Genomic DNA, 26,054 nt, shown 5'->3' with positions numbered 1-26,054 from the left:
CCAGCCCGCCCGGTGGGTGTGACGCGCCTCACCGGCCGGGCGCGGGCCGGGCCAGGCTCGCGCGCAGGCGCTGCTCGGACACCCTCCAGAAGTCGTGCTGCACCCCGTCGACCAGCGTCACCGGGATCTGGTCGGCGTAGCGGGCCAGCAGGTCGGGGTGGTCGTCGACGTTGACCTCGTCCCAGCCGACGCCGAGGTCGGCGGTCACTGCGGCCACGATCGCCCGGGCGTCGTCGCAGAGGTGGCATCCCGGGCGTCCAAGGATGGTGACGCGGGTGGCCGGCACGTGGCTCACCTAGAAGAAGACCGAGCGTCGCTGCATGAGCAGCGAGTACAGGGTCTGCTGGATGGTCTCGCGGATCTGGTCGGTCAGGTCGAAGACGAGCATCGGGTCGTCGGCCGCGCCGGGGCCGAGGTGGGCCGTCTGCACGGGCACCCCGAACTCGATGATCCACTTGCTGGGCAGCGGGATCAGGCCGAGCGGGCCGAGCCACGGCCAGGTCGGGGTGACCGGGGCGTAGGGGGCACCGAGCAGCCGCGCCAGGGCCTTCATGTTGCCGAGCAGCGGGTAGATCTCCTCGGCCCCCACGATCGAGCAGGGGATGATCGGCACCCCGGCGCTGATCGCGGCGGAGACGAAGCCGCCGCGTCCGAAGCGCTGCAGCTTGTAGCGCTCCGAGAAGGGCTTGCCGACGCCCTTGAAGCCCTCGGGCCAGACGCCGACGAGCTCGCCCCCGCGCAGCAGCCGTTCGGCATCCGGGGTGGTGGCGAGGGTCGAGCCGGTCTTGCGAGCGAGCTGCCCCATCACCGGGGTCGAGAAGACGAGATCGGCCCCGAGCATGCGCAGGTGGCGGTGCCCGGGGTGCTCATCGTGCACGGCGACCTGGGTCATGAGCGAGTCGACCGGGATGGTGCCGGAGTGGTTGGCCACGACGAGACCGCCTCCCTGCACGGGGAGGTTCTCGATCCCCCGCACCTCGACGCGGAACCACGACCGGTAGAGCGGTCGCAGCAGCGGGAGGGAGACGTGGTCGGTGAAGTCGGCATCGAAGCCGAAGTCGTCGATGGTGAAGTCACCGCTCAGCCGACGACGCAGGAAGGCGAGCGTGGTGGCCACCTGCCGCTCCACCTCCTCCGGCGCGACACCGCTCGCCGAGGCGACGGTGCGCAGGGCGGCGACCCCGGCCGTGACGAGGTCCTCGATCCCGGGCCGGATGGTGCCGGCGACGGGCAGGGGAGCAGCGGGCAGGTCGCCACCGGGCGCAGCGGCGTCCGGCGCCGAGCCGGGGCGGGGCGGGGCGGCCACGGGGTCGAGGTCGGGCACGACGCGCAGGGACCGACGGGCGGCGACGCGGCTCGCCGCCGCGCCCGACCCACCCGAGACAGCCGGGCCGTCCTCGGTGCGACCCTGCAGGTCGACCCGGGTGCCGCTGCGGCGCAGGGCGCCGACGGACGGGGTCGACGGGCCGGGCGAGGGATGCGGCCGATGCGTGCGCCGGCGGCTCGGCGGGCGGGCCGGCTCGGCCGACGGACCGGGGTGGGGTGGGTCGGCCGCTGCGGTGGGGTCGGCGACGCCCGGCCCGACCGGGGCGTGGTCGACCGGCACGGGATCGGCACCGGCCGCCGGCAGCAGGGGCGTACGGGTGCGTCGCTTGCGCTCCCCACTGGCCCGGCGGGCGCCTGCGGCGAGCGGGTCCCTGGCCGCGGACCTCGCCGCGCCCGCGGAGGTGGCTGGCGTCGCCCCGGAGGCCGACGTCGCGCGCTTGGTCGCCATCAGTCGGGCCTTCCGTGGGACGACGCAGGAGATGCCACCGGCGACAACGCGTGCGACAGCGCCGCCGTAGCCGATCCGACCGCGCTCGAGGCGGCGTGCCCGACGAAGTCCGACCCGGGCACCGGACCCCCGACGTGGTCGGCGAAGTCGGTGAAGGCCTGGCGGCTGGTGAAGGCCGGGTCGAAGTGCAGCACCCGACGCATCCGCGTGGTGTCGAGACCCCGGCCGTGGGCGAGGAACTCCATCTGGTCGGCCGAGAAGTCGGCGCGCCCCAGCCGCTTGACCAGGCCCCCGACGAACCCGGCGGCCGCGAAGGGCACCGGCAGCACGGGCCGGCCCACCAGGGCGGCGGCCTGCAGCACGCTGATCATGCCGTCGCCGGCGATGTTGACGATGCCGCACGGGTCGGCAGCGACCGTGGCGGCCATGAGGGCCGACGTCGCGTCGGCCTCGTGCACGAACTGCAGCCGGGCGTCGAAGCCGAAGGCCACGGGGATGATCGGCAGGGTGAAGTAGTCGGTGAGCTCGGTGCGGATGCCGGGGCCGATGATGTTGGCGAAGCGCAGCATGGCCACCCCGACCTCGGGGCGGCGGCGGCTGAAGCCCCGCACGTACCCCTCGACCTCGGCCGAGTCTCGGCCGAACCCGGCCCGGGGCATCGACTTCGGCACCATGTCCTCGGTGAACATGGCCGGGTCGCGGGGGGTCGAGCCGTAGACGGTGGCCGACGACTTCACGACGAGACGCTCGAGGCTGGTGGCCTTCTGGCAGGCAGCGAGCAGCTGCATGGTGCCGATGACGTTGATCTCCTTCTGGGAGACCCGCCCTCCGGCCGTGACCGGGGTCGCGATGACGTTCATGTGCACCACGGTGTCGACCCGCGCCTGCGTGATGATCTTGCCGATCATCGGGTTGCGGATGTCGGCCCGCACGAACTCTGCCCGCCCGATCGAGTGCGGCGGGGGGATGACGTCCACCCCGATGATCCGCTCCACGGAGGGGTCGTGGCTGAGGGCCTGGCTGACCGCGCCCCCCATGAAGCGGGAGACCCCCGTGACGAGAACGACCGAGGCCACCGGGATCTCCTGACTGTGGTCGTCGTGGGCTGTTGCCCTGATCCTAACGGTGCCTGCGTCAGGCGTCGTGCCGACGTCGCAGCGACCACATCTGGGGCGACCGCTCGAGCTCGACCGCGACGTCCCAGGGCAGCCCGCCGGGGGCGGTCTCGCGGCGGAAGCTGGTGACCATCCGGCGCGCCAGCTCGGGGTCGCGGGCGACCCGGCCTGCCAGCGCCAGGGCCCGCTCGAGCACCACCTCGTCGTCGTATGCCGCCCACGCCACCCCCAGGGCCACGGCCCGGTCGCCGTCGATCTCCTCACCGAACAGCCCCATGGCAGAGGCGGTCTCGCGGCCCCCGGCTCGCTGCAGGAGCGTGAAGTGCCCACCGCCCGGGTGAATCCCGATCTGGCTGAACCCGGGCAGCAGCCGAGCGGTGTGCGACACCAGGCGCAGGTCGGTGGCGAGGGCGAGGTTGAGCCCCGCGCCGACGGCCGCGCCCCGGACCGCCGCGATCGTCGGCACCGCGACGCTGCCGACCCGGGTGAAGGCGTCGTAGACGGCGCCGAGCGCGCGGTAGTGGTCGTCGCGCACCGGGTCCTCCCCGGCCGCAGCGAGCACCGACCGCTCGGCACCGGCGCAGAAGCTCGCACCACCGGTGACCACGAGTGCGCCGACCGCAGGATCGGCCTCGGCCCGGTCGACGGCGGCCACCAGCTCGGTCGCCATCGCGACCGTGAGGGCGTTGCGTCGGGTCGGGACGTCGAGCGTGATCAGCGCCACGCCGTCGGACGTGGCGTAGCGGACCTCCTGGCTGATCCCCTCGCCCCGCTCGGGCGCGGGCTCCGGCGGTGGCGGTGGCGGCATGCGGGCTCCCTCGTGCTCTGGTGGTGGTCGCGGGCCGTCAGCCCGAAACGACACGAGCCGACCAGGACCGCTGGGGTCCGGATCGGCTCGACGTCAGTGCGTCACCCGTGATGACAGGTCACTTCTTGTTGCGGCGCTGGTGGCGCGTCTTGCGCAGCAACTTGCGGTGCTTCTTCTTCGCCATCCGCTTGCGACGCTTCTTGATCACTGAGCCCATAAGTTGTCCTTGCGTTGCGGGAGTTCGTGTCGGTGTCGTGACTCGACGGGGACACGAGGATGTGACGCAACGCCGATCAGTTCTCTCTGCAGGCTACCGCGAGCGGCCCGGCGGACCCAAACCCGGGCTGCTGCACCGGGTGGTCAGGCGGGTGGCGGGCCGACCCTCAGGCCGTGTCGACGAACGACGACGCCAGGTAGGTGTGCACCGCGTCCTCCGGGACCCGGAAGGAGCGACCGACCCGCGCGGCGGGCAGGTCGCCAGCGTGCACGAGACGGTAGACCGTCATCTTCGAGACCCTCATGATCGAGGCGACCTCGGCGACGGTCAGGAACCTCACCTCGGCGAGCTGACGCTCAGTGGACATCTATGGACCTCGATCTCTCGTCTTTCCCGGTCACTGCCGGGCTGCTCCTGCGGCGGAGGAGCCCGCGGCCGTCCCCATACTGTAGGGGCTCGTGTGACCCGTGGGGAAGTGGTGAGTCTGCTGAGACGCCCGAGCGCAAGCCGACACGCCGTGGGAATCGAGGCTTTTGGCGCGGTCGGGCCGGTCAGTCGAAGTAGACGTCGAGCCCGTGCAGCGGGAAGACCGCCTGCCGGGTGCCCATCACCGCGCGGTCGAGGGCGTCGTCGGGGTCGTAGCCGAGGCCCCACGAGCGCCACCACAGCGGTCCCGCGTCGAGGGGCCGGTCGCCCATGCGGACCGGACCGGGGCGCCCCGTGATGCGCTGCACGTGGTCACGCCACTCCTGGGGCACCGGCTCGCTCAGGCCGATCGGGTGGTGGGCCGCGATCGCCGTCAGGTGCGTCCACGCGCGCGGCACGACGTCGACGACCTCGTAGCCGCCGCCACCGAGCGCGACCCAGCGGCCGTCGCACAGGCTGTGCGCGAGGCGGTGGATCTCCTGCGCCGCCTCGACCTGCGCGTCCACCGAGAGCGCGAGGTGCGCCAGCGGGTCGTGGGCGTGGGTGTCGCACCCGTGCTGCGACACGATGATCTGCGGGCGGAACGCGCGCAGCAGCGGCTCGACCGTCGAGTGGAAGGCGCGCAGCCAGCCCGCGTCCCCCGTGCCCGGCGGCAGCGAGACGTTGACGGCCTCGCCGCTCGCGTGCGCCCCACCGATGTCGGTGGCGAAGCCGGTGCCGGGGAAGAGCGCCCGACCTGTCTCGTGGATCGAGATCGTCATGACCCGCGGGTCGTCCCAGAAGATGGCCTCGACCCCGTCGCCGTGGTGCACGTCGACGTCGACGTAGGCGACCCGCTCGGCTCCGTGGTCGAGCAGCCACTGGATGCCGACCCCGATGTCGTTGTAGATGCAGAAGCCGGAGGCCTTCGCCGGCATCGCGTGGTGCAGCCCGCCGCAGAAGTTGACGCCGTGCTCGGCCTCTCCCCTCCACACGGCCTCGCACACGTCGCGGGTGCCGGCGCAGATGCGGGCGCTGGCGTCGTGCATCGAGGGGAAGGCCGGGTCGTCCTCGGTGCCGATGCCCCACGCGCCGTCCGCGTCCTGCGGGTGGCCGGAGAGCTCCTTGACCGCCGCGACGTAGCCTGGGTCGTGCACCGTCGTGAGCACCGAGTCCTCCGGCACGGCCGGGTCGTGGCGCGTGACCCCCGGCAGGTCGAAGAGCCCGAAGGCGTCGCACAGTCGCGCGGTGAGGTCGAGTCGCACGGGCGACATGGGGTGACCGGACCCGAAGTCGTAACGGGTGAAGGTCGGGTCCCAGACCACCAGTGCCTGCGTTGGCATGATGGTGACGCTACCGCCCCGACCAAGGAGCTCCTCACCCATGGCCCGCAACAAGCTCTTCGCCGCCCCCGTCATCGTCATCGGGCTCGGCCGCTTCGGCACGGCGTGCGCCCTCGAGCTCGCTCACCTCGGCCACCCGGTGACCGTGGTCGAGAAGGACCCCGTCGTGGCCGAGGCCTTCGCGGGCCGGGTCGACAAGGTCATCACCAAGGACGCCACCGTGCCCGCGCTCGCGGTCGGCGCCCGCAACGCCGGCGCCCGCATCGGCGTCGTCGCCATCGGGTCGTCGATCGAGGCCTCCGTGCTCGCGGCGGCCAACCTCGTCGACGCCGGTATCGAGCGCATCTGGGCCAAGGCGATGTCGCCCGAGCACGGGCGCATCCTGACGCGCATCGGCGTGCACAAGGTGATCTTCGCCGAGGCCGAGTCGGGCATGCGGACGGCCCACCTGGTCAACGGGCGGATGCTCGACTACCTCGAGTTCGACGACGACTTCGTCATCGTGCGGATGACCCCGCCGGCCGAGACGGTCGGCTTCACCCTCGAGCAGAGCTCGCTGCGCACCAAGTACGGTGTGACGGTCGTCGGGGTCAAGGCGCCGGGTGAGCCCTTCAGCTACGCCACTGCTGCGACCAAGATCGGGGAGCACCACGAGCTGATCGTCAGCGGGCCGGGCGAGCTGGTCGAGCGGCTCGCCGGGCGCCCCTGAGGCCACCCACCCACATCGAGCTCTCCGGGAGCGTCGCGCGAGGCGACGATGTCGAAGGCAGCGATGTCGACTTTCTGCCCGGCACCGATGTCCTCGACCTTCTCGGCATGAAGCGCGAGCTGGAAGCCGTGCTCGGCGTGCCCGTCGACCTCGTCCCCCGCCACTACCTCTCCACCAGCCCAGGGATCATCGAGGTGACCGTGGACAGGCGGTTGGGCCCGCTCTCCGACGCCTCGATCGGATGAAGGGCCTTCGTCCACCCACCACTCGACCGGGCACGTGGTTGACGGCGGACCGGCCAGGCCGCACGGGTTGCGGTGGGATACTCCCCACGTGAGTGACGGGGGCCCGAGTCGACGCGTGGTGCTGCGCACCGCGGGGGTCACCGGTGTCGCGGGGCTCGGTGCCGCCTTCGGCGTCGACCGCTGGTCGCGCTCGCGCGCCGTCGAGGTGCCCCTCTACGGCGAGACGGTCGCCCTCGAGGCGCCCGGCTCACCCGTCGTGGTCGGCGTCGGGCGCCAGGACGACGTGCTGCCCGGCACCCGGGTGCTGCGCTCGGCCCGGTCGGCCGACCTGCTCGTCGACGACGAGCGCACCTGGCTCGCTGCCTCTCCCCCGTGGGCGCTGGCCGACGACCGGTGGGGGCGGCTCGCCCGCGCCGCGCTGCTCGACCTGCGGGTGCTCACGCTGCCCGGGGGCGAGCACGTCGCCGGGTGGTCGTCGTCGTGGCGCTACGTCTGGCCCCGCGACTCCTCCCACGCGGCAGCGGCGTTCGCCACGACGGGGCACGTCGACGACGCCCGACGCATCGCGCTCTTCCTGGCCGACGTGCAGGGTGAGGACGGGTGGTTCGAGGCGCGCTACCGCCCCGATGGGTCAGGGCCGCCCGACGAGCGACGGCGCCAGCTCGACGGCACGGGGTGGGCGCTCTGGGCCGCCGCCACCGCCGTGAGTGCCACGCCGGGCAACGCCGGCCTGACGCTGGCCGCCGCACTACGCCCGATGATGGAGCGCGGGGTGCGGCTCGTGCTCGACCTCACCGGCGAGGGCACCCGGCTACCGGCGCCGTCCCCCGACTACTGGGAGGTGGCCGAGCGCTCGGTGACCCTGGGCACCACTGCCCCACTGGTCATCGGGCTGTACTCTGCCGCAACGGTTCTCAGGCGTCTGGATCGCGCCGACGACTCGGCGCGGGCAGCGACCGCGGCGACGTCGCTCGCGACGGTGGTGGCGGCGGCATACGGGCCGCAGGGGTATCCACGGCACCTGGGGGCCGACGACCCCGATGCGGCCATCGCCTTCCTCGTCCCGCCGTACCTCGCCTCGGCGCCCGCCGGTCTCGCCGACGCCGTCGCGCGCAGCGAGCGCCGGATGCGCCGCCCCGCCGGCGGTGTCGCACCGGGAGCCGGGTGGAAGGACGACGGCATCAGCTGGACCCCCGAGACCGCCCTGATGGGACTGGCGTATGCCGGCTGCGGCCGGGACGCCGACGCCTACCGCGTGCTCGGCTGGCTCGACGACCACCGCACGGGGGCCGGATCCTTTCCCGAGAAGGTGCTCTACGACGGACGCCCCGCCTCCGTGGCCCCCCTCGGCTGGACCGCCGCCCTGGTGCTGATGACCCTGGCGCAGCTGCACTCTTGACCCCACCCCTGACCCACTTGTTGCGGTGAACGCCGCGCCCAACCAGGGCAGATCACCCACGGCAGCGGCGCCTGCCGCAACAAGTGGGCGCGGGGGTGGCGGGGGGACCGCAGCGATGGCAGTTCGGGCCCACGGCCGACGATTGCTTCAGCACGAGTCGCTGGTGGTGGTCGCGCTCGTCACCGGGCTCGTCGACGGCGTGACCCCTGGCGCCAGCCCCGCCCTCGCTGCTTCGGCCCCGGCCGCCGGGACCCCGGGCTGGGTGGATGCGCCGTACCCGCAGGGCAGCGAGTCCGCCGCGTCGATCGCGGCCTCGTGGGCGACCGGTCACGGCCCTGCGGACGTCACCGGCCGGAGACCGACGCTGGGCGATCAGCGCCCCCTACGACGACCGGCGCCTCACCACGCGCGTCCTGACGCTCTCGTCCCTCGACGTCGGGACCTCCACCTGGCGGTCGTGCTCGGTCCCGCCCCGGTTCGACACCAGACCACGAGGCTGGCTGGCGCGCGAGCCGGTCGTGGGCGACAGCACCGTGGTCGTCATCCAGGCAGGTGTCGAGATCGCGGCTACCCGTCTGGTGGAGCTGGCGACTCCCTGAGGCCGCCCGCCGAGCGGACGCAGGCTCAGCGGGGGGCCATGCGCAGGGCACCGTCCATCCGGATGGTCTCGCCGTTGAGGTAGTCGTGCTCGACGACCATCGTGACCATCCGGGCGAACTCGTCGGGGCGGGCGAGCCTGCTCGGGAAGGGAACTCCCGCCGCGAGCCCGGCGCGGAACTCGTCGCTGACCGTCGCGAGCAGCGGGGTGTCGACGATCCCGGGCGCGATCGTGCAGACGCGGATGCCGTACTGCGCGAGGTCACGCGCGGCGGGCAGGGTGAGGCCGACGATGCCACCCTTGCTCGAGGCGTAGGCCGCCTGCCCGACCTGCCCGTCGAAGGCCGCGATCGACGCGGTGTTGACCACAACCCCGCGCTGGCCGTGCGCGTCGGGCTCGGTCCGGGCGATGGCCTCGGCGGCGAGCGCCATGACGGTGAAGGTGCCGACGAGATTGACCTGCACGATCTTGGCGAAGAGGTCGAGGTCGTGCACGCCCTTCTTCCCGAGGATGCGCATGCTCGGGCCGATGCCGGCGCAGCTCACGACCGTGCGCAGCGGCACACCGGCCTCGGTCGCGAGGGCGACGGCACGCCGTACGTCGTCCGGCGACGTCACGTCGGCGGCGACGTAGGTGACGCCCCGCACCTGGGGGGCCGCCTCGATCGAGGCGGGGAGGTCGAGTGCGAAGACCTGCGCCCCGCGCTCGGCCAGGGCTGCGACGGTCGCCGCCCCGAGCCCGGAGGCTCCTCCGGTGACGACGGCGGCAGTCTCGGTGAGCTCCATGCTCAGGCTCCTTCGTGGGCGAGGTGGCGGCTGATGACCAGCCGCTGGATCTGGTTGGTCCCCTCGAAGATCTGCATGACCTTCGTCTCACGCATGTAGCGCTCGACGGGGAAGTCCCTGGTGTAGCCGGCGCCACCGAGCACCTGTACGGCGTCGGTGGTCACCCTCATCGCGTTGTCGGTGGCGACCATCTTGGCGACCGAGGCGGCACGGGCGAACGGCCTTCCGGCGTCACGCAGGCGGGCCGCTGCGAGGTAGGTGGCGCGGGCCGAGTCGACCGCCGCGGCCATGTCGGCGAGCAGGAAGCCGAGCCCCTGGTGGTCGATGATCCGCTTGCCGAAGGTCTCGCGCTCCTTGGCGTAGCGGACCGCGACGTCGAGCGCACCCTGGGCGACGCCCACGGCGACCGCGGCGATGCCGAGGCGCCCGGCATCCAGGCCGGCCAACGCGATCGGCAGGCCCTGGCCCTCGGCACCCAGCCGGCGCTCGACCGGCACCCGCACGCCGTCGAAGAGCATCGAGGCAGTGGTCGACCCCATGAGGCCCATCTTGTCCTCGGGGGTGTCAGCGGTCAGCCCGGGGCTGTCGGCGGGCACGAGGAAGCAGCTGATGCCGCGGCCACCGGTGTCGCCTGAGTTGTCGGTGCGGGCCATCACCTTGTAGAAGTCGGCCTCGCCGCCGTGGGTGACCCACGCCTTGGTGCCGGTGATCACGTAGTCGTCGCCCTGGCGAACGGCCCTGGTACGCATGGCTGCCGGGTCGGATCCGGCGTGCGCCTCGGAGAGGCAGTAGGCCCCCAGCAGGTCGCCCGCAAGCATCTCGGGCAGCCACCGCTGCTGCTGATCGGGCGTGCCTGCGGTGAACAGGCCGAAGCACGACAGCGCGTGCACGCTCGCACCCACCCCGACACTGGCCCAGGCCGACGCGATCTCCTCCAGCACCTGGAGGTAGACCTCGTATGGCTGGCCACCGCCGCCGACCTCCTCGGGGTAGGGCAGTCCCAGCAGCCCGGCCTTGCCCAGGGTGCGGAAGACCTCGCGGGGGAAGGTCGCCGTGCGCTCGGCCTCGTCGACCCGCGGTCGCAGCTCCTTGTCGACGATCTCGCGGGTGAGCGCGATGAGGTCTGCGGCCTCGTCAGTGGGCAGGAAGCGGTCGGCGGGCACGGTGACCTCCGGGTCGTCGGTGATGGCGGTACATCGCACTGTACCCCAGAGCGTCCTCTGGTACTGTCCGACGTATGCCGACGAGCGTGACCCCGCGCACCGCCGCCCTCCTCGACGAGCTGGTCGAGCTCTTCCTCGCCGAGGGCTTCCGCGACACCACCCTCACCGCGCTCGCTGCGCGCCTGCACTGCTCCAAGTCGACGCTCTACGCCGTCGGGCCGAGCAAGGAGCAGATGATCGTCGCCGTCGTGAGGGCCTTCTTCCGCCGGGCCACGACCCGCGTCGAGACCCGGCTGGCCGCGACGTCACGACCCGAGAAGCGGCTCGGCGCCTACCTGCTCGCCATCTCCGACGAGCTCTCCCCCGCCTCACCGGCCTTCTTCGCCGACCTCGACGCCTTCGCCCCCGCCCGCGAGACCTACACCCGCAACACCGAGTTCGCCGCCGACCGCGTGCGCGAGCTCGTGCGCGAGGCCACGACCCGGCGCGGTGTCGACGCGACCTTCGTCGGCGCCGTCGCCGGTCAGGTGATGGAGGCGATCAACTCCGGGCGCATCGGTGAGGCGACCGGCCTTGACGACGCGGCGGCATACCGGGCGCTGGCCGACCTCCTCACCGCCGCAGTCAGCCCCCGCTGATCCACGGGCAGCCCCGGGAAACGCCACGGCGGCAGGCCGTGGCCGCTTGCCTCCGAGCGTCGGTGTGAGCTCGCTGGAGAAACCTCGTGACTCGCTGGATGCGCCACGGGCCACGCCTCCGGGGGGCCGTCGCCCTCATGGCGACCGCGGCCTGGTCGCTCGACGCCAGCGCCGCCTGGTGGCAGCGCAGCGACATCGCCACGACCCCACCGGACTGGCCTTCGTGCAGGGGTCGGCCGGCGGAACCCGACTCGTGCGTGGTCCCCCTCCTGACCCCTGACCCGCGACCCACTTGTTGCGGCGAGCGCCGGTTCGAAGCGGACAAAAAACCCGTAAGTGCGGGGCCGGCCGCAACACGCGGAGGGGGTGGGACGGCGACGGCTGGATCTCAGAGGTGCGCGGGTGTGCCCCGGTCCTCGCCCAGCGGCAGGATCATCGCGATCTCGGTCTGCTCGAGGTCGGTGCCGTCGGGCAGCCGCATCTCGCGCCGGAAGTCGGTGGGCCGGAAGCCCATGCCGCTGGCGAAGGCGACCCCGCGGAAGTTCTCCACCCCCACCCAGTAGGCCACGTGCGACCTGCCGTGGCCCGCCGCCTGCGACGAGGCGGCCTTGATCAGCTGGGTCGCGACCCCTGAGCCTCGCGCCTCGGGGGCCACCCACAGGCCGAAGATCTCCCCGACCTCGGGCACCTCGCCCTCGTCGTTGTGCGCCTGCCCCAGGCACACGATGCCGACGTGCTCGCCGTCCTGCTCGGCCACCAGACGGACCGAGCGGCGCAGCCGCAGCCTCCAGAAGGCCTCGTCGAAGGCCTCCTCCTCGGTCAGCTCGGCGGCGAAGGCCTCCGGCGACTCGCGCAGCGACCGCAGCCTGACGGTGCGGTACTCCTGCCAGTCGTCCTCGCCCAGCGGGCGCACAGTTGCGTCGGTCATGGCCCCTAATGTGTCACGAGGACGGCCCGCGGGGCATCCCACCCGGTCAGTCGTCGCCTCAGCCCCCGAGCCGGCACTCCAGCTGCGCCTCGTGCAGCTCGGGACGTCGAGGATGGGGCCGCGTGACCCCGGTCGCCCGGAAGCCGGTCCGCTCGTAGAGCGAGCGCGCCCCGTGGTTGCTGCTCGCCACCTCCAGGTGGACGACGTGCCGCCCCTGCGCCCGCGCCTCGAGCAGCGCGGCCCGCAGGAGGGCCGCACCCACGCCGCGACGGCGGGCCGAGGGCGAGACGTACATGGCCACGAGGTTGGTCAGGCCCGGCTCGTCCTCCCCGGGCGGTCCGGCCCAGGTGGTCACCGAGCCCACCGGCTCGCCGCCCAGCTCGGCGAGCAGCGTGCCACCCCCGGTCAGGCGCTCGCGCCACGTCGCCTCGTCGAGCCCCGCGGCCTCGTCGTAGGACGTCCAGAACGCGTCCGGGCTGTCACGGAGCATCTCGAGCCGGATCGCGCGGTAGGTCTCCCAGTCCTCGGGCCCCAGCCGGCGCACCCCCGGGACGGGTCCCGCGCCGCTCACCCGATGCCGGAGGCCAGCTCGTGCGAGCGGCGCGACGCGGCCTCGATGGCGTCGATGAAGGCGGCGCGGACCCGGTGGTCGTCGAGCTGGCGCAGGGCGGCCACGGTCGTGCCCCCCGGCGACGAGACCCGCTCGCGCAGCACCGTCGGGTGCTCCCCCGTCTCCTTGAGCATGGTCGCGGCGCCGAAGAGGGTCTGCACCACCAGCTCGCTCGCGGTCGCGCGGGGCAGCCCCAGCACCACTCCGGCCTCGACCATGGCCTCGACGACGTAGAAGATGTAGGCCGGGCCGCTGCCAGAGATCGCGGTCACCGCGTCCTGGTGCTTCTCGACCACCTCGACCACCCGCCCACACGACTCGAGCAGCGCCCGTGCCTGCGCGAGGTGCTCCGGGGTGCAGTGCCGCCCGGGCGAGATCGCCGCCATGCCCTGGTCGACGAGCGCGGGGGTGTTGGGCATGACCCGGACGACCGAGGAGCCCTCGGGCAGCCGCTCCTCGAGGAAGGCCGTCGTGATGCCCGCCGCCAGGGACACGACGAGGTCGCCGGGCCGCACCCGGTCGTGGACCTCGGCGAGCAGACCGTCCATGTCCTGCGGCTTGACGACGAGCACCAGCACGGTCGCGGCGTCGGCGGCGTCGGCATTGTCGAGCACCCTCACGCCGTAGCGCTCCTGCAGCATCGCGGCGTGGTCGGGGCGGCGCTCGGTGATGACCAGCTCGTCGGCCGGGCGCCCCGAGCGCAGCAGCCCGCTGAGGAGGGTCTCGCCCATCACGCCTGCACCGAAGATCGCCGTCGTGCTCGTCGAAGTCGTCATGGCGCCAGTATGCGAGATCCTCGCCCCCCGGGGCTGACTCGTCCGGCGGTGAGGAGCCGGGCGACGTGACCTCAGCCGCGCGTGGCGATCCCGCGGAGGAAGAAGGCGAGGTTGCCCGGCTTCTCGGCCAGTCGGCGCATCAGGTAGCCGTACCACTCGTCGCCATAGGGCACGTAGACCCGCATCTGGTCGCCGCGGTCGGCGATGCGCTGCTGCTCCTCGGGTCGGATGCCGTAGAGCATCTGGTACTCGAACGAGCGCGGGTCGCGGCCGTGCTTGCCCGCCAGCGCGGCGGCGATCTCGATCAGGCGCGGGTCGTGGGTGGCGAGCATGGGGTAGCCGTCCCCCGCCATGAGCACCTTCAGACACCGCACGTAGGACTTGTCGACCTCGGCGCCCTGGAAGGCCACGGTCTCGGGCTCCTTGTAGGCGCCCTTGCACAGTCGCACCCGGCTGCCCGCGTGCGCGAGGTCCCGGCAGTCGGCCTCGGTGCGGTGCAGATAGGCCTGCAGCACGGCACCGACGGAGGGGAAGTCCTGCCGCAGCTCACGCAGGGACGCGAGGGTGGCGTCGGTCGTGGTGTGGTCCTCCATGTCGAGCGTGACGGTGGTACCCGCGTTGGCGGCCGCCTGGCACACCTCGCGGGCGTGCTCGAGCGCGATCTTCGCGCCGTCCGCCGGCAGCGACTGCCCGAGGGCGCTCAGCTTGAGCGAGACCTCGGCGCGCCCGTCGCTCGTCGCGCCCTGGTCGGCCAGCCGGGCCAGCAGCGTGCGGTAGGCGTCCCTGGTCGCCCGCGCCCGCTCCACGTCGAGGGTGTCCTCGCCGAGGTAGTCGATCGTCACCGTCCGCTGCGTCGCCTGCAGCTCGGCCGTGGCGCGCAGCACGTCCTCGGTCGCCGCCCCGGGCACGAAACGGCGCACGACCCCCCGGCTCACCGGCGCCCTCTCGATCGTGTCGCGCACCGCCGTCGAGGACGCGAGCTGCAGCAGGGTGGAGCGGAGCACGTCATTGAGCTGCACGAGCGGGATCCTCCAGGGGGTGAGGGACGGGGCGGAAGGCCCGGGTGGGCCCCTGACCGCAAGGAGCGCGCACGACCTCGGCCGTACGACGCTCCATACGGCCCAATCTAGCCCTCACGGCGTACGGCGGCGCAGGGTGAGCGAGCCGAGGGCCAGGGCCACGAGGGCGAAGCCGGCGATGACGAGCAGGTCGCGGCCGGCCGTGGGGGCCGAGGCCGAGGAGGTGGTGAGCGCGGTCATGGCGTCCACGGCATACGACAGCGGGAGCACGTCGGAGAGCGAGTGCAGGACCACGGGGAGGTCGTCCCGGGGGACGATGAGCCCGCAGAGGAGGAACTGCGGCAGCACGACCGCAGGCATGAACTGCACGGCCTGGAACTCGGTGCGGGCGAAGCCGCTGGCCAGCAGTCCGAGGGCGGTGCCCAGCACGGCGTCGGCCACGGCGACCACCACCAGCAGGGCGGTCGGGCCGGTGATGTCGAGTCCACAGACCCAGACCGAGAAGCCGACCGCGACCAGCGCCTGCACGACGGCAGCCGCACCGAACGCGAGGGCGTAGCCCCCGATGAGCTCGGCCTTGCGCAGCGGGGTGGTGAGGAGCCGCTCGAGCGTGCCGCTCGTCCGCTCCCGCAGGGTGGCGACACTCGTCACCAGGAACATCACGACGAACGGGAAGACGCCCAGCAGAGCCGGTCCGATCCGGTCGAAGACCCTGGTGCCGTCGTAGATCCAGGCGAGCAGGCCGATCAGCACGCAGGGCACCACCAGCAGCAGACCGATGGTGCGGGGGTCGGCCCGCAGCTGACGCAGCACCCGGCCGGCGGTGAGCAGCGTGAGGTGGGCGCTCATGACGTCGGCTCCACGAGGCGCAGGAAGGCCTCGTCGGCGTCGGCTGCACCGGTCCGCTCGAGCAGCCCCGCGGGCGTCTCGTCGCAGAGCAGCCGCCCGTCGCGCAGCAGCAGGAGCCGGTCGCACCGCGTGGCCTCGTCCATGACGTGGCTCGACACGAGCAGGGTGCGGCCCTGCCCCGCCAGCCGCGCGAAGAGCGCCCAGAGGTCGCGCCGCAGCACCGGGTCGAGGCCGACGGTCGGCTCGTCGAGCACGAGGACCTGCGGGTCGCCCACGAGGGCGCAGGCGAGCGAGAGCCGCGAGCGCTGCCCGCCGGAGAGCGCGCCGGCGCGGTGACCCGCGTGGTCGGTGAGGTCGACCTCGGCGAGCGTGGCCTCCGCGGCACCCTGGGCCGCACCCGCCAGACCGGCGAAGTAGCGCACGTTGTCGCGCACGCTCAGGTCGTCGTAGACGCTCGGCGCCTGGGTGACGTAGCCCACCAGGTGCCGCAGCGCTGGCGAGCCCGCCGGGTGCCCGAGCACGGTGACGCTGCCGCCGGCCACCTCCTGCACGCCGACGACGGCCCGGATGAGCGTCGACTTGCCCGATCCGCTCGGGCCGAGCAGGCCCACGACCCGGCCGGTCGGCACCTCGACGCTGAGGTCCGGCAGCACCTCGAGGCCACCTCGCACGACGCGCAGGTGCTCGACGACGACGGCTGTCGCGGAGGCCGAGCCGGAGGTGCTCACCACGTCAGTCTCCCGCCGGTCGACGGGTGGGTAAAGGACCTTCGGCCACTGGCCCTCCGTAGGCTGCGGCGCATGCCCGCACACCTCGATCTCGACTCGTACGGCGACGCCATCGGCGCCGCCGCGACCGTGCTGCGCGAGAACGCCCGGCTGGCCGGGGCGGATGCCGCTGTCCCGGGGTGCCCGGGCTGGACGGTGAGCGACCTCGTGCTGCACACCGGCCTCGTGCACCGCTGGACCGCGTCGATCCTGCGCGGGTCGGCACCAGTCGACGCGGGCACCATCGAGGTGCCCGCCCCGCAGTCGGTGCGCGACGAGTGCGGCTTCACCGGGGCCGACCCCTACGACTGGTACGACGAGCAGGTGAAGGCGATGCTGCAGACGATCGTCGACACCCCGGTCGACGCCCAGGTCTTCTTCTTCCTCAAGGACGCGCCCGCTCCGCGGATGGCCTGGACCCGACGGCAGGCCCACGAGACGACCGTGCACGGCGTCGACGCGATGTCTGCGCGCCTAGGGCGGCTGCCGCGGGTCGGCGAGGTCTGGGTCCGCCCGCCGCTGGCGGTCGACGGCCTCGACGAGCTGCTCTCGGGCTTCGTGCCCCGCCGCACTCAGCGGCTGCGCTCGACGACCCCCTACGCACTGCTGGTGGAGACCAGCGACACGGGCCACGGCTGGCTGCTGGAGGTCAGCGGGGAGCCGGTCGTGACGACGGCCCTGGCACCAGGAGACGAGCGCCCCTCGTACGACGTGCGACTCGTCGCCGACGCCGTGCCGCTCTACCTGCACCTGTGGAACCGGGAGCCCACCGACAGCCCGCTCGAGTGCTCCGACCCGGAGGTGCTCGCGCAGTGGCGCGCGCAGCTGCGCATCCTGTGAGCGCGCCCGCAGAGTCCACAGCCGACGCGCGGTCATGACACGGGGGCGGACCATGCTCTTCGCCGTCGCCGGAGGCGCTGCTGCTGTGGGGGCGAGGCGGGTGGACCGCGGTGACGGTCGGGAGGGCGGTGCTGTGCGCGGTCGCGCTCGTGGTGCGGGCGGCCGGTCGGCGGGGGCGCCGGTGCCGTCCGCGGCGGGCTGAGTCCGGGCAAGAGCCGGGGCCAAAGGTGGGCAACGGTCTTCTCGACACCCACCTGTCCGGAACGTCCCGGTGGACGGTGGGATGAAACGGACAGGTAGGTGTCCGGGAGACCGCTGGACGTCCTGGGCGCGCCAGGTCATGTTGCGGGTCTTGTGGTCCCAGCCGCGTTCGACCGCCTCGAGGTCGGCGACGAGCGCGCGGCCGTGCTCGACGCCGAGCAACGAGGCGCGCGCGACGCACGAGACGATGGGCCCCACGTCACCCTCCCTGTAGGCCGTGAGGGTGGCGAAGTACCCGGCGGTGTCGGTGAGCAGGCCAGAACTCACCGGCACCGACACGTGCCGGACCAGGCCCTTGCCCCGCAGCATCGCCTGCAGGCGTGCCCGTCCCGTGAGCCCGTTGACGTCGGAGAAGGGGTGGACGGTCTCCAGCTGGGCGTGCGCGACGGCCGCCTGGGCGAGGACCGGGCGGTCGTCGCGGTCGACGAAGGCCATCAGGTCGTCCATCGACCCCGGCACCCGCTCGGCGACCGGCGGCACGAAGTCCGCGTCTGCTCCGCGTGGGCGCTCCAGGTCCCGTTGATCTCGGCCTCGGCGATCTTTCAGGCGGAGGCGACAGCTGCTCGATCTGCGAGCTGGCTGCCGACTCGCTGCGCAGCAGGACCGCGGCGAACGGAGCGACCTTCCGACTCAGGTCACGCCGGCACCGTCGACTCCTCGCTCACCCCGAGATCCGCCGGGTCGGTGGCCGCCGACCACTGGTCCGCCAGATCGAGCAGGTCACCGATCACGCTCGGCCACAACGGTTCCCAGCCAGTCGAGGGTCGTGGGTCAGCAGGGTCGACGGCGTCGATCTCGGCCCGCGTCCACCACCGGTGCGCCGTCATGGTCAGCTGCTCCTCCTCGGTGTGGCCGGCGGTGCTGATCTCGCCCACCGGCACGCGCACGACCCAGAAGGCCTCGTCCTGGTGGACGACGACGTCGCTGAAGCCGTGGACCACGGTTCGCGTGGCGAGCGGGCCGACGAGCTCGCCCTCCTCCACGACGAACCCGGTCTCCTCGAGCACCTCACGCACGGCGGCCTGCTCGTCGGTCTCGCCAGGGTCGACGCCACCTCCGGGGGTGATCCACCAGTGGGGCACAGGGTCGAGCCCGAGGTCGCTGTCGCGGAAGAGCAGCACGCGGCCGTCGGCGTCGACGACGAGCACCCGCATGGCCCGCCGAGAGCGGCGGGGCCGGTCTGCAGGGGGGACGACGGCGGACGGCGAGTCGTGGGTCACCTCCCAGACGCTAGCCGGTGACGCTCCGCGCGAGCTCGCGAGCGGGGGTGGCTTCATACGGCTCGAGGTCCTGCTCGAGCTTGCCGCCGAGGTTGATCGCGCGGTCGACGACGTAGTTCTGGGGGACGGTCCACGGGCGGCGGTCGCCGGCGTGGGGGAAGGCCCCGATCGAGCGGGCGACATAGTTGGACTTCAGGTCGATGACCGGGCGCGAGCCCAGCCCGGCGGGCACCACCGGCGCCACGGCCCGCAGGCCGTTCGCGTCCATGTGCGCCAGCACCTTGCAGACCAGACGGGCCGTGAGGTCGGCCCGCAGCGTCCACGAGCTGTTGACGTAGCCGATGACCATGGCCAGATTGGGAAGTCCGCTCACCAGCGCGCCTCGCCAGATGGCGTGCTGGCTGAGGTCGACCGCCCGGCCGTCGACGGATACCTCGATGCCGCCAGCCGCCTGCAGCTGCAGCCCGGTGGCCGTGACGATGACGTCGGCCTCGAGCGTGCGACCACCCTTCAGCTGGATGCCGCCGGTCACGAAGCGGTCGATGTGGTCGGTGACGACGCTCGTGCGGCCGTCGCGCAGGGCGGTGTAGAAGTCGCCGCTGGGCGCCGCGCACACGCGTTGGTCCCAGGGGTTGTAGGTCGGCGTGAAGTGCTCGGCGACCACGTCCTGGCCGACGATGCGCTCCGCCGCGCCACTGAGCACCCGACGCGCCACGGTGGGGAAGGTGCGGCAGAACCAGTAGGTCACGATGCGCTCGCCGATGTTCTTGGCCCGCAGGACGCGGTGGATGGCCGGTGCCGGCAGCTTGCCCCGGAGTGATGCAGCGAGCTTCTCCTTGCTGGGGATCGATACGATCCACGAGGGCGTGCGCTGCAGCATGGTCACGTCGGCGCCCAGCTCCGCGAGGGCCGGCACGAGCGTCACGGCGGTGGCGCCCGAGCCGATGACGACGACCTTCTTGCCGCGCACGTCGAGGTCCTGGGGCCAGTGCTGCGGGTGCACCACCTGACCGGCGAAGTCCTGGCGGCCGGCGAAGTCGGGCGTGTAGCCCGCGTCGTAGCGGTAGTAGCCGGAGGCCATCACCACGAAGCCGGCCGTCAGGGTGCGGCGGGTGGTCCCCGACGCGTCGGTGACGTCGAGGGACAGCACCCAGCGCGCCTGCGCTCTGTCCCAGTCGGTCGACACCACCTGGGTCCGGTAGCGGATGTGGGCGTCGATGCCGAAGTCGCGGGCCGCCTCCTGCACGTACTCCCGGATCTCGGTGCCACCGGCGAGCGCCTGGTCACCCTCCCACGGCTTGAAGGGGAAGCCGAAGGTGAAGATGTCGGAGTCGCTGCGGATGCCCGGGTAGCGGAAGAGGTCCCAGGTGCCGCCCATCTGCTCGCGCCCCTCGAGGATGGCGTAGGTGCGGTGCGGGTGGGACTCCTGCAGCCGGTAGGCCATGTCGACGCCGGAGACCCCGGCCCCGACGATCACGACGTCGAGGTGCTCCGGCGGAGTGGGGTCGGGGCCGGTCGGGCTGGTCGGGCTCGCAGGGGTCGTCATACGACCCATCGTGACGGGTGGCAGGGTGGCGGCACTTGACTGTGCGCGACAGACATTTGACTCTGAGCGACATGAGCGGGTCAGGCGAAGAGATGCAGCCTCGCGAAGGCGAGGGCCTCGGCCAGGTCGCCCTCCCGCTCGGTCGGCGACACCTTGCGGGTGTTGACCTCGACGACAACGTCACCGACGAAACCGTTGTCGCTGTTGGCAACCCACTCGAGCAGCTCACCGCACGGCTGGGTGCCGCGGCCCGGCACGAGGTGCTCGTCGCGGGTCGAGCCCAGGCCGTCGGCGAGGTGCACGTGCGCGAGCCGCTCCCCGAGCGCCCGCGCCATCGCCATCGCGTCGGAGCCGGCGGTCGCGGTGTGCGACAGGTCGAGCGTCACGCTGGCGTAGTCGAGCCCGACCGGGTCCCATCCCGGCAGGTAGGCCTCCATCTCGCGGCTGCGGGCCCGCCACGGGAACATGTTCTCCACCGCCACGGTGATGCCACTGGCCTGCTCGCGCAACGCGACCCCGGCGACGAACTCCTCGGCGTAGGGGTGCTGCCAGCGGAAGGGCGGGTGCAGCACGACGGTGCGCGCCCCGACCTCCTGGGCGAGCTCGATCGAGCGGTCGACCTTGGTCCAGGGGTCGGGGCCCCAGACCCGCTGGGTCAGCAACAGGGTCGGCGCGTGGATGGACACGACCGGTACGCCGTGCCGCTCGCTCAGCGCGCGGATCGCCTCCGGGTCCTGCGAGACCGGGTCGTTCCAGACCATGACCTCGACGCCGTCGTAGCCGAGGTGGGCGGCGGCGGCGAAGGAGGCGGCGCAGTTCTCGGGGTACATCGACGAGGTCGACAGGCTGACCCGGATGCCTCCGTGCTGGGGCTGAGGCTCGGGGTCGAGCTCGGCACCCTGGCGCTGCGTCACCCGACGAGGTGGTCGAGGCGACGCAGGATGATGCCCTCGCGCAGCGCCCACGGGCAGATCTCGAGGGCCTCGACCTTGAGCAGGTCGAGCGCCGCGTCGGCCACGAGCGCACCGGCCAGCAGCTGCTGGGCGCGGCTCGGCGAGACCCCGGGCAGGCGCGTCCGCTGGTCGGCCGTCATGCCGGCGAGGCGAGGCACCATGTCGGTGACCGCCTGACGGGTCAGCTGCCGGGCGACGTACGCGCCGTCGCCTCGGGGTGCGGCACCGGCGATGCGGGCCAGCGAGCGCAGGGTCTTGGACGTGCCGACGACCCGGTCGGGCGGGCCCCCGACCAGCAGGGGGCGCAGCGAGCGGGCCATCGAGGTGCGCACGTGGCGACGGGCGTCGGCCACCTCGCGCGGCCCGGGCGGGTCGCCGCGCAGGTGGTCGCGGGTGACGCGCCCGGCCCCCAGCGGCAGGCTCACTGCCGCCTCCGGCTCCTCGTCGATGCCCGTCGCGAGCTCGAGCGAGCCGCCGCCGATGTCGACGACGAGCAGCCGCCCGCTGCTCCAGCCGAACCAGCGCCGCACGGCCAGGAAGGTGAGGCGGGCCTCGTCGGCCCCCGTGAGCACCTCGAGGTCGACCCCCGTGGCCGCCACGAGCAGCTCGATCACCTCGTCGCCGTTCGGCGCCTCCCGCAGGGCCGAGGTGGCGAAGGCGAGGGTGCTCTCGACGCCTTGGTCCTCGGCGAGCGCGAGGCACTCCCCGACGAAGTCCACGAGCCGCTGGGCGGCCTCCGGCCCGATGGACCCGTCCTCGAGCATGCCCTCCGAGAGCCGCAGCTCGAGCTTGTGCGACGAGGCCGGCAGGGGCTGACCGCCGGGGTGGGCGTCGACGACGAGGAGGTGGACCGTGTTGGAGCCGATGTCGATGACTCCGAGGCGCATGACCCCACGCTACCGGCCCTCACTCGACACAGCGTCGAGTGAGGTCGGTGATGCCGGATGGAGCGGGGGCGGGCGCACGGCGACCACTCCACGCCATAAGGTGTCGCCGTGCCCGAAGTCCCCCTCGACGTCCCGCGCATCTGGGTTGAGTTCACCGACCCCGCTGACGACGGCCAGCGCTTCCGTTGCGACCTCACGTGGCTGACCTCCAGCTGGACGTGCATCTTCGGCAGCGGGTGCGCCGGCATCTACGCCGACCGCCCCGACGACGGGTGCTGCACCCTCGGCGCCCACTTCACCGAGGAGGCCGACTACCGCCGGGTGCGCGACATCGCCAAGACCCTCGGCCCCGACGAGTGGCAGCACCACGACGCCGCTCACGCCAAGGGCTTCAAGCGCGACAGCTGGACCGAGCTCGAGGACGGCGTGCGCAAGACCCGCATCGTCGACGGGGCGTGCATCTTCCTCAACCGCCCCGGCTTCCCCGCCGGCGCTGGTTGCTCGCTGCACCAGCACGCGGTGCTCCAGGGCCTGCCCGCGACCATGCTCAAGCCCGAGGTCTGCTGGCAGCTGCCGATCCGGCGGTCCTACCGCACCGTCGAGCAGCCCGACGAGAGCACCTACCTCGAGGTGACGATCACGGAGTTCGACCGCCGCGGCTGGGGTCCCGGCGGCCACGACCTCGACTGGTACTGCTCCGGCAACTCGGAGGCCCACGTCGGCCGCGAGCCGGTCTACCGCTCCAACGAGGCCGAGCTGGTCGAGCTCATGGGGCAGGCGGCATACGACCAGCTCGTCGTCCGGTGCGAGGCGCACCTGCGGGCGGTCCGCTCGGCCTGGCAGACCGGCAACCGCCAGCTGCTGCCCCTGCTCGTGCACCCCGCCACCATGGCCGCGCACGACAACGACCTGCGGGCGGTCGCCACGGGCCACGTCCTGCGCAAGGGCGAGCGCGGGGCCGGCGAGCCGGACGACGACACCCAGGACGCCCCGCAGCGGTGACCCCCACCCCGGACGAGGCGATCCCCAGCCCCAACATCTGGGGGGCGCCGCTGCTCTACGAGGTGGAGAACCTCGGGGTCGACCGGGCCGGCGTCATCGAGTCGGCGATGCGCGCGATCGCCGACTGGCGCGGGCGAGACGTGCTCGACGTCGGCTGCGGCACCGGCTTCCACCTTCCGCGCTTCGCCGCCGACGCCCGCTCGGTCGTCGGTGTCGAGCCGCACCCACCACTGGTGGAGCGGGCTCGCGCCCGAGCTGCCGGAATGCCGTCGGTGCGGGTCCTGCAGGCCGGCGCAGCCGCCACAGGCCTGTCCGATGCCTCGGTCGATGTCGCGCACGCCCGCTGGGCCTACTTCTTCGGGCCCGGGTGCGAGCCGGGGCTGGCCGAGCTCGAGCGGGTCGTGCGCCCGGGGGGCACCGCCTTCGTCATCGACAACGACGCGAGCCGGTCGACCTTCGGGCGGTGGTTCCGCCGGTCGCTGCCGTCCTACGACCCTGCGGGGGTCGACCGCTTCTGGCGGCGGCAGGGGTGGCAGGTGGAGCGGCTCGACATCGAGTGGACCTTCGACACGCGCGTCGACTTCGAGCAGGTCGTGCGCCTCGAGCTCGCGCCGGAGCAGGCGCAGATGGTGCTGGAGGAGGACAGGCAGCGCACCGGGGCCGACTACGCCGTCGCCCTGCGGTGGCGTCGGTACTGAGCGCTCAGTCGGGGGAGCGCCACGAGCTCGCGCGAGGCGACGCCTGCGCCGACCAGCCGGCGCGAGTCCGCATTCACGCGTCAACAGGCTGACCAACCGGGCTCGTGCCGGTTGGTCGGTGCACCCCCACACCCTGTCGGTGCCCTCGCCTAGGTTGTGCGCATGGCTACCAAGACGGCGACCCGAGCACGGGCCAACGGCTACCGCTGCTCCGAGTGCGGCTGGACGACCGTGAAGTGGGTCGGGCGCTGTGGGGAGTGCCAGGCGTGGGGGTCGGTGAGCGAGATCGGGGCGGTGGCGTCGCGCACGACCGCCGCCGCGTCGGTCGCGAGGCCGGCCGTGCGCATCGGTCAGGTTGACGTGGGCCAGGCTGCGGCCCGACCGACGGGGGTCGGCGAGTTCGACCGGGTGCTCGGCGGCGGGCTGGTGCCCGGGGCCGTCGTGCTGGTCGCGGGCGAGCCGGGCATCGGCAAGTCGACCCTGCTGCTCGACGTCGCGGCCCGCGCCGCCCGCGAGGGCGCGACGGTGCTCTACGTGAGCGGCGAGGAGTCCGCCGCGCAGGTGCGGATGCGGGCCGAGCGCATCGAGGCCATGGCCAGCTCGCTGTTCCTCGCCTCCGAGACCGACCTCGCCACGGTGCTCGGCCAGATCGAGCAGCTCTCTCCCGACCTGGTCATCGTCGACTCGGTGCAGACCATCGCGAGCGCCGAGATCGAGGGGGCCGCCGGCAACGTCGCGCAGGTGCGCGAGGTGGCGGCCACTCTCATCGCGTCGGCCAAGTCGCGGGGCACGTCGGTGCTGCTGGTCGGTCACGTCACGAAGGACGGCTCGATCGCCGGGCCCCGGGTGCTCGAGCACCTCGTCGACGTCGTCATCGGCTTCGAGGGCGACCGGCACTCCCGCCTGCGCCTGGTGCGGGCGGTGAAGAACCGCTACGGGCCGACCGACGAGGTCGGCTGCTTCGACCTCTCCGACGTCGGCATCGTCGGGCTCACCGACCCCAGCGGCCTGTTCCTGTCCAACCGCGACCAGGCGGTGCCCGGCACCTGCGTGACCGTCGCCCTCGAGGGACGACGGCCGCTCGTGGCCGAGGTGCAGGCGCTGGTCGCCGACTCCAAGCTGCCCTCGCCCCGGCGCACCACCAGCGGTCTCGACTCGTCACGGGTCGCGATGATCATCGCCGTGCTCGAGCGTCGCGCCGGGGTGCCGATCGGGGCCAAGGACGCGTATGTCGCGACGGTCGGAGGGGTCAGGCTCACCGAGCCGTCCTCCGACCTCGCGACCGCGTTCGCGCTCGCCAGCTCGGCCGTCGACCTGGCCATGCCGCCGCACTCGGTGGCCTTCGGCGAGGTCGGGCTGGCCGGCGAGATCCGACCCGTGACCGGCATCCCCCGTCGTCTGGCCGAGGCGGCCCGCCTCGGCTTCCGCACCGCCTTCGTGCCCACCGGCGTGCTCGGGTCCGGTCCGATGCCCGACGGCATGCGGGTGATCGAGCTGCCCGACATCGCCCGGGCCGTCGGCACCGCCCTCATGACCCCATCGCCAGCGGCGTCTGCGTCGCCGGCGATCTCGGAGCGGCTCGCGAGGTCATGAGCCGGGAGGTCACCAACCGGACGATGCTGCGCGTGCGCGACGCCATCGACCGCGACTACGCGGCTGAGCTCGACCTGCCCACCCTGGCCGCCCTCGCCCACGTCTCGCCCGACCACCTCGTGCGCACCTTCCGCTCCGTCTTCGGCGAGACGCCCCACCGCTACCTCCAGCGGCGTCGGGTGGAGCGGTCCATGGTCTTGCTCCGTTCCACCGACGACGACGTGCTGCGCATCTGCCACGCCGTGGGCTTCACCAGCCTCGGCACCTTCGGGCGCCTCTTCACGACGATCGTCGGCGAGACGCCGACCGCCCACCGCGCCCGCGGGCCGCTGCCGCCCACCCATGGCTGCTTCGCGATGGCCTGGGGCCGTCCGGCCTCCTTCGCCGGGTCGGACCCGCCCGGCGAGACGTCGATTTCGGAGAAGCGCCCCGACCGCCCCACCCTCTAGCGTCCCGGGTATGAAGCTCTCCTCCACCCGCCTCTCCTCCCTCTACGTCCTCGACCAGGACCAGGCCCTCGACTTCTACGTCGGCGTGCTCGGTCTCGAGCTGGTCGACGACATCGACTTCGGTGTCATGCGCTGGCTCACCGTCCGGGTCCCCGGTGACACCCGCGAGATCCTCCTCGAGCGGCCCGGCCCGCCCGCCCACGACCCGGCCACCGCCGACAGCGTCCGCGAGCTGGTCAGCAAGGGCGCCGGGGGCGGCTGGCTCGCCTTCCAGGTCGACGACGTCGACGCCGTCCACGCCGAGCTCGTCGCGGCAGGAGTCGACATCACGCAGCCCCCGACCGACATGGGCTACGGACGCGACATGGGGTTCCGCGACCCCTTCGGCAACAACCTGCGGGTCGGCAACATCACGGGTCGGCCGGCGGGGTGACACCCCGGCGGTGCGCTCAACGCG

Annotated in this window: 30 protein-coding genes and 1 pseudogene; 11 read left to right on the top strand and 20 right to left on the bottom strand. The window is 73.0% G+C overall.

Annotated elements, in window-relative coordinates; all coding sequences use genetic code 11:
* Window positions 1–28: 28 nt before the first annotated feature.
* The 7 genes from V3N99_14580 to V3N99_14550 all read right to left on the bottom strand — a co-directional run bounded on the left by V3N99_14580 (window position 29) and on the right by V3N99_14550 (window position 5,662).
* Window positions 29–286: a glutaredoxin family protein gene (locus tag V3N99_14580; protein ID MEO3937965.1), complete on the bottom strand. Its 258-nt coding sequence runs from the start codon at window positions 284–286 to the stop codon at window positions 29–31.
* A 9-nt stretch (window positions 287–295) separates the two neighbouring features.
* Window positions 296–1,774 (bottom strand): 1-acyl-sn-glycerol-3-phosphate acyltransferase, encoded by a 1,479-nt coding sequence (locus tag V3N99_14575; protein ID MEO3937964.1) that lies wholly within the window; start codon window positions 1,772–1,774, stop codon window positions 296–298.
* Window positions 1,774–2,850 carry an NAD-dependent epimerase/dehydratase family protein gene (locus V3N99_14570; protein MEO3937963.1) on the bottom strand — a complete coding sequence of 359 codons (1,077 nt, stop codon included), beginning with the start codon at window positions 2,848–2,850 and terminating at the stop codon, window positions 1,774–1,776. Before V3N99_14570 ends, V3N99_14575 begins: the two co-directional genes overlap by 1 nt.
* Window positions 2,851–2,908: 58 nt before the next feature.
* Window positions 2,909–3,697 (bottom strand): enoyl-CoA hydratase-related protein, encoded by a 789-nt coding sequence (locus V3N99_14565; protein ID MEO3937962.1) that lies wholly within the window; start codon window positions 3,695–3,697, stop codon window positions 2,909–2,911.
* Between the two features lie 118 nt (window positions 3,698–3,815).
* Window positions 3,816–3,914, bottom strand: a complete 99-nt coding sequence (locus V3N99_14560) for an AURKAIP1/COX24 domain-containing protein (protein MEO3937961.1) — start codon at window positions 3,912–3,914, stop codon at window positions 3,816–3,818.
* A 166-nt stretch (window positions 3,915–4,080) separates the two neighbouring features.
* Complete coding sequence (locus V3N99_14555; GenBank protein MEO3937960.1) at window positions 4,081–4,281, bottom strand: helix-turn-helix domain-containing protein; 201 nt, start codon at window positions 4,279–4,281, stop codon at window positions 4,081–4,083.
* Window positions 4,282–4,465: 184 nt separating this feature from the next.
* Window positions 4,466–5,662 (bottom strand): acetoin utilization protein AcuC, encoded by a 1,197-nt coding sequence (locus V3N99_14550; protein ID MEO3937959.1) that lies wholly within the window; start codon window positions 5,660–5,662, stop codon window positions 4,466–4,468.
* Window positions 5,663–5,702: 40 nt separating this feature from the next.
* Between V3N99_14550 and V3N99_14545 the strand changes: the two genes are divergently transcribed.
* From V3N99_14545 to V3N99_14530, 4 genes are all read left to right on the top strand, one after another.
* The gene (locus tag V3N99_14545; GenBank protein MEO3937958.1) at window positions 5,703–6,371 is read left to right on the top strand and encodes a TrkA family potassium uptake protein; all 669 of its coding nucleotides are present in this window, start codon (window positions 5,703–5,705) and stop codon (window positions 6,369–6,371) included.
* Window positions 6,368–6,616 (top strand): nucleotidyltransferase domain-containing protein, encoded by a 249-nt coding sequence (locus V3N99_14540; GenBank protein ID MEO3937957.1) that lies wholly within the window; start codon window positions 6,368–6,370, stop codon window positions 6,614–6,616. The genes V3N99_14545 and V3N99_14540 overlap by 4 nt, the downstream gene beginning before the upstream one ends.
* A gap of 88 nt (window positions 6,617–6,704) precedes the next feature.
* Window positions 6,705–8,015, top strand: coding sequence for a glycoside hydrolase family 15 (locus V3N99_14535; protein MEO3937956.1), 1,311 nt, complete (start codon window positions 6,705–6,707; stop codon window positions 8,013–8,015).
* Window positions 8,016–8,281: 266 nt separating this feature from the next.
* A complete protein-coding gene (locus tag V3N99_14530; GenBank protein ID MEO3937955.1) occupies window positions 8,282–8,614 on the top strand; it encodes a hypothetical protein in 333 nt (110 codons plus the stop codon).
* Window positions 8,615–8,639: 25 nt separating this feature from the next.
* Here the strand turns inward: V3N99_14530 and V3N99_14525 are convergent, their stop codons facing one another.
* Both V3N99_14525 and V3N99_14520 read right to left on the bottom strand, forming a co-directional pair.
* Window positions 8,640–9,398 carry an SDR family NAD(P)-dependent oxidoreductase gene (locus V3N99_14525; GenBank protein ID MEO3937954.1) on the bottom strand — a complete coding sequence of 253 codons (759 nt, stop codon included), beginning with the start codon at window positions 9,396–9,398 and terminating at the stop codon, window positions 8,640–8,642.
* Between the two features lie 2 nt (window positions 9,399–9,400).
* Entirely contained in the window at window positions 9,401–10,561 is a 1,161-nt protein-coding gene (locus V3N99_14520; GenBank protein MEO3937953.1) for an acyl-CoA dehydrogenase family protein, read from the bottom strand.
* A gap of 74 nt (window positions 10,562–10,635) precedes the next feature.
* Here V3N99_14520 and V3N99_14515 point away from each other — a divergent pair, with 74 nt between their 5' ends.
* Window positions 10,636–11,199 (top strand): TetR/AcrR family transcriptional regulator, encoded by a 564-nt coding sequence (locus V3N99_14515; GenBank protein MEO3937952.1) that lies wholly within the window; start codon window positions 10,636–10,638, stop codon window positions 11,197–11,199.
* 388 nt (window positions 11,200–11,587) lie between these two features.
* Here V3N99_14515 and V3N99_14510 read toward each other — a convergent pair whose 3' ends face one another.
* The 6 genes from V3N99_14510 to V3N99_14485 form a co-directional block, all read right to left on the bottom strand.
* Window positions 11,588–12,127 (bottom strand): GNAT family N-acetyltransferase, encoded by a 540-nt coding sequence (locus V3N99_14510; protein ID MEO3937951.1) that lies wholly within the window; start codon window positions 12,125–12,127, stop codon window positions 11,588–11,590.
* A 58-nt stretch (window positions 12,128–12,185) separates the two neighbouring features.
* Window positions 12,186–12,698, bottom strand: a complete 513-nt coding sequence (locus V3N99_14505) for a GNAT family N-acetyltransferase (protein MEO3937950.1) — start codon at window positions 12,696–12,698, stop codon at window positions 12,186–12,188.
* Complete coding sequence (gene proC / locus V3N99_14500; GenBank protein MEO3937949.1) at window positions 12,695–13,513, bottom strand: pyrroline-5-carboxylate reductase; 819 nt, start codon at window positions 13,511–13,513, stop codon at window positions 12,695–12,697. Before proC ends, V3N99_14505 begins: the two co-directional genes overlap by 4 nt.
* A 71-nt stretch (window positions 13,514–13,584) precedes the next feature.
* Window positions 13,585–14,532: a proline dehydrogenase family protein gene (locus V3N99_14495; GenBank protein MEO3937948.1), complete on the bottom strand. Its 948-nt coding sequence runs from the start codon at window positions 14,530–14,532 to the stop codon at window positions 13,585–13,587.
* A 114-nt stretch (window positions 14,533–14,646) separates the two neighbouring features.
* On the bottom strand, window positions 14,647–15,381 hold the full coding sequence (locus tag V3N99_14490; protein ID MEO3937947.1) for an ABC transporter permease: 735 nt from the start codon (window positions 15,379–15,381) through the stop codon (window positions 14,647–14,649).
* Complete coding sequence (locus tag V3N99_14485) at window positions 15,378–16,109, bottom strand: ABC transporter ATP-binding protein (GenBank protein MEO3937946.1); 732 nt, start codon at window positions 16,107–16,109, stop codon at window positions 15,378–15,380. The genes V3N99_14490 and V3N99_14485 overlap by 4 nt, the downstream gene beginning before the upstream one ends.
* Before the next feature lie 72 nt (window positions 16,110–16,181).
* Here V3N99_14485 and V3N99_14480 point away from each other — a divergent pair, with 72 nt between their 5' ends.
* A complete protein-coding gene (locus V3N99_14480) occupies window positions 16,182–16,988 on the top strand; it encodes a maleylpyruvate isomerase family mycothiol-dependent enzyme (protein MEO3937945.1) in 807 nt (268 codons plus the stop codon).
* A 576-nt stretch (window positions 16,989–17,564) separates the two neighbouring features.
* Here V3N99_14480 and V3N99_14475 read toward each other — a convergent pair.
* The 5 genes and pseudogenes from V3N99_14475 to V3N99_14455 form a co-directional block, all read right to left on the bottom strand.
* Window positions 17,565–17,762, bottom strand: a pseudogene (locus tag V3N99_14475) (Fic family protein).
* Window positions 17,763–17,884: 122 nt separating this feature from the next.
* Window positions 17,885–18,469: an NUDIX domain-containing protein gene (locus V3N99_14470; protein MEO3937944.1), complete on the bottom strand. Its 585-nt coding sequence runs from the start codon at window positions 18,467–18,469 to the stop codon at window positions 17,885–17,887.
* Between the two features lie 10 nt (window positions 18,470–18,479).
* A complete protein-coding gene (locus V3N99_14465) occupies window positions 18,480–20,015 on the bottom strand; it encodes an NAD(P)/FAD-dependent oxidoreductase (protein MEO3937943.1) in 1,536 nt (511 codons plus the stop codon).
* 80 nt (window positions 20,016–20,095) lie between these two features.
* Window positions 20,096–20,845, bottom strand: coding sequence for a sugar phosphate isomerase/epimerase family protein (locus V3N99_14460; GenBank protein ID MEO3937942.1), 750 nt, complete (start codon window positions 20,843–20,845; stop codon window positions 20,096–20,098).
* Window positions 20,846–20,925: 80 nt separating this feature from the next.
* Complete coding sequence (locus V3N99_14455; protein ID MEO3937941.1) at window positions 20,926–21,855, bottom strand: Ppx/GppA phosphatase family protein; 930 nt, start codon at window positions 21,853–21,855, stop codon at window positions 20,926–20,928.
* Between the two features lie 108 nt (window positions 21,856–21,963).
* Between V3N99_14455 and V3N99_14450 the strand changes: the two genes are divergently transcribed.
* From V3N99_14450 to V3N99_14430, 5 genes are all read left to right on the top strand, one after another.
* Entirely contained in the window at window positions 21,964–22,857 is an 894-nt protein-coding gene (locus V3N99_14450) for a hypothetical protein (protein ID MEO3937940.1), read from the top strand.
* Window positions 22,854–23,555, top strand: coding sequence for a class I SAM-dependent methyltransferase (locus tag V3N99_14445; protein ID MEO3937939.1), 702 nt, complete (start codon window positions 22,854–22,856; stop codon window positions 23,553–23,555). The genes V3N99_14450 and V3N99_14445 overlap by 4 nt, the downstream gene beginning before the upstream one ends.
* Window positions 23,556–23,717: 162 nt before the next feature.
* Window positions 23,718–25,148, top strand: a complete 1,431-nt coding sequence (gene radA / locus V3N99_14440; protein MEO3937938.1) for a DNA repair protein RadA — start codon at window positions 23,718–23,720, stop codon at window positions 25,146–25,148.
* Complete coding sequence (locus V3N99_14435; protein ID MEO3937937.1) at window positions 25,145–25,597, top strand: AraC family transcriptional regulator; 453 nt, start codon at window positions 25,145–25,147, stop codon at window positions 25,595–25,597. The genes radA and V3N99_14435 overlap by 4 nt, the downstream gene beginning before the upstream one ends.
* 10 nt (window positions 25,598–25,607) lie before the next feature.
* Window positions 25,608–26,030 carry a VOC family protein gene (locus V3N99_14430; protein ID MEO3937936.1) on the top strand — a complete coding sequence of 141 codons (423 nt, stop codon included), beginning with the start codon at window positions 25,608–25,610 and terminating at the stop codon, window positions 26,028–26,030.
* Window positions 26,031–26,054 lie beyond the last annotated feature (24 nt).

The organism is Dermatophilaceae bacterium Soc4.6, from assembly GCA_039889245.1.
Taxonomy (GTDB): Bacteria; Actinomycetota; Actinomycetes; order Actinomycetales; family Dermatophilaceae; genus Lapillicoccus.
The sequence above is the reverse complement of the archived record's forward strand: the minus strand, read 5'-3'. Positions and strand labels throughout refer to the sequence as shown.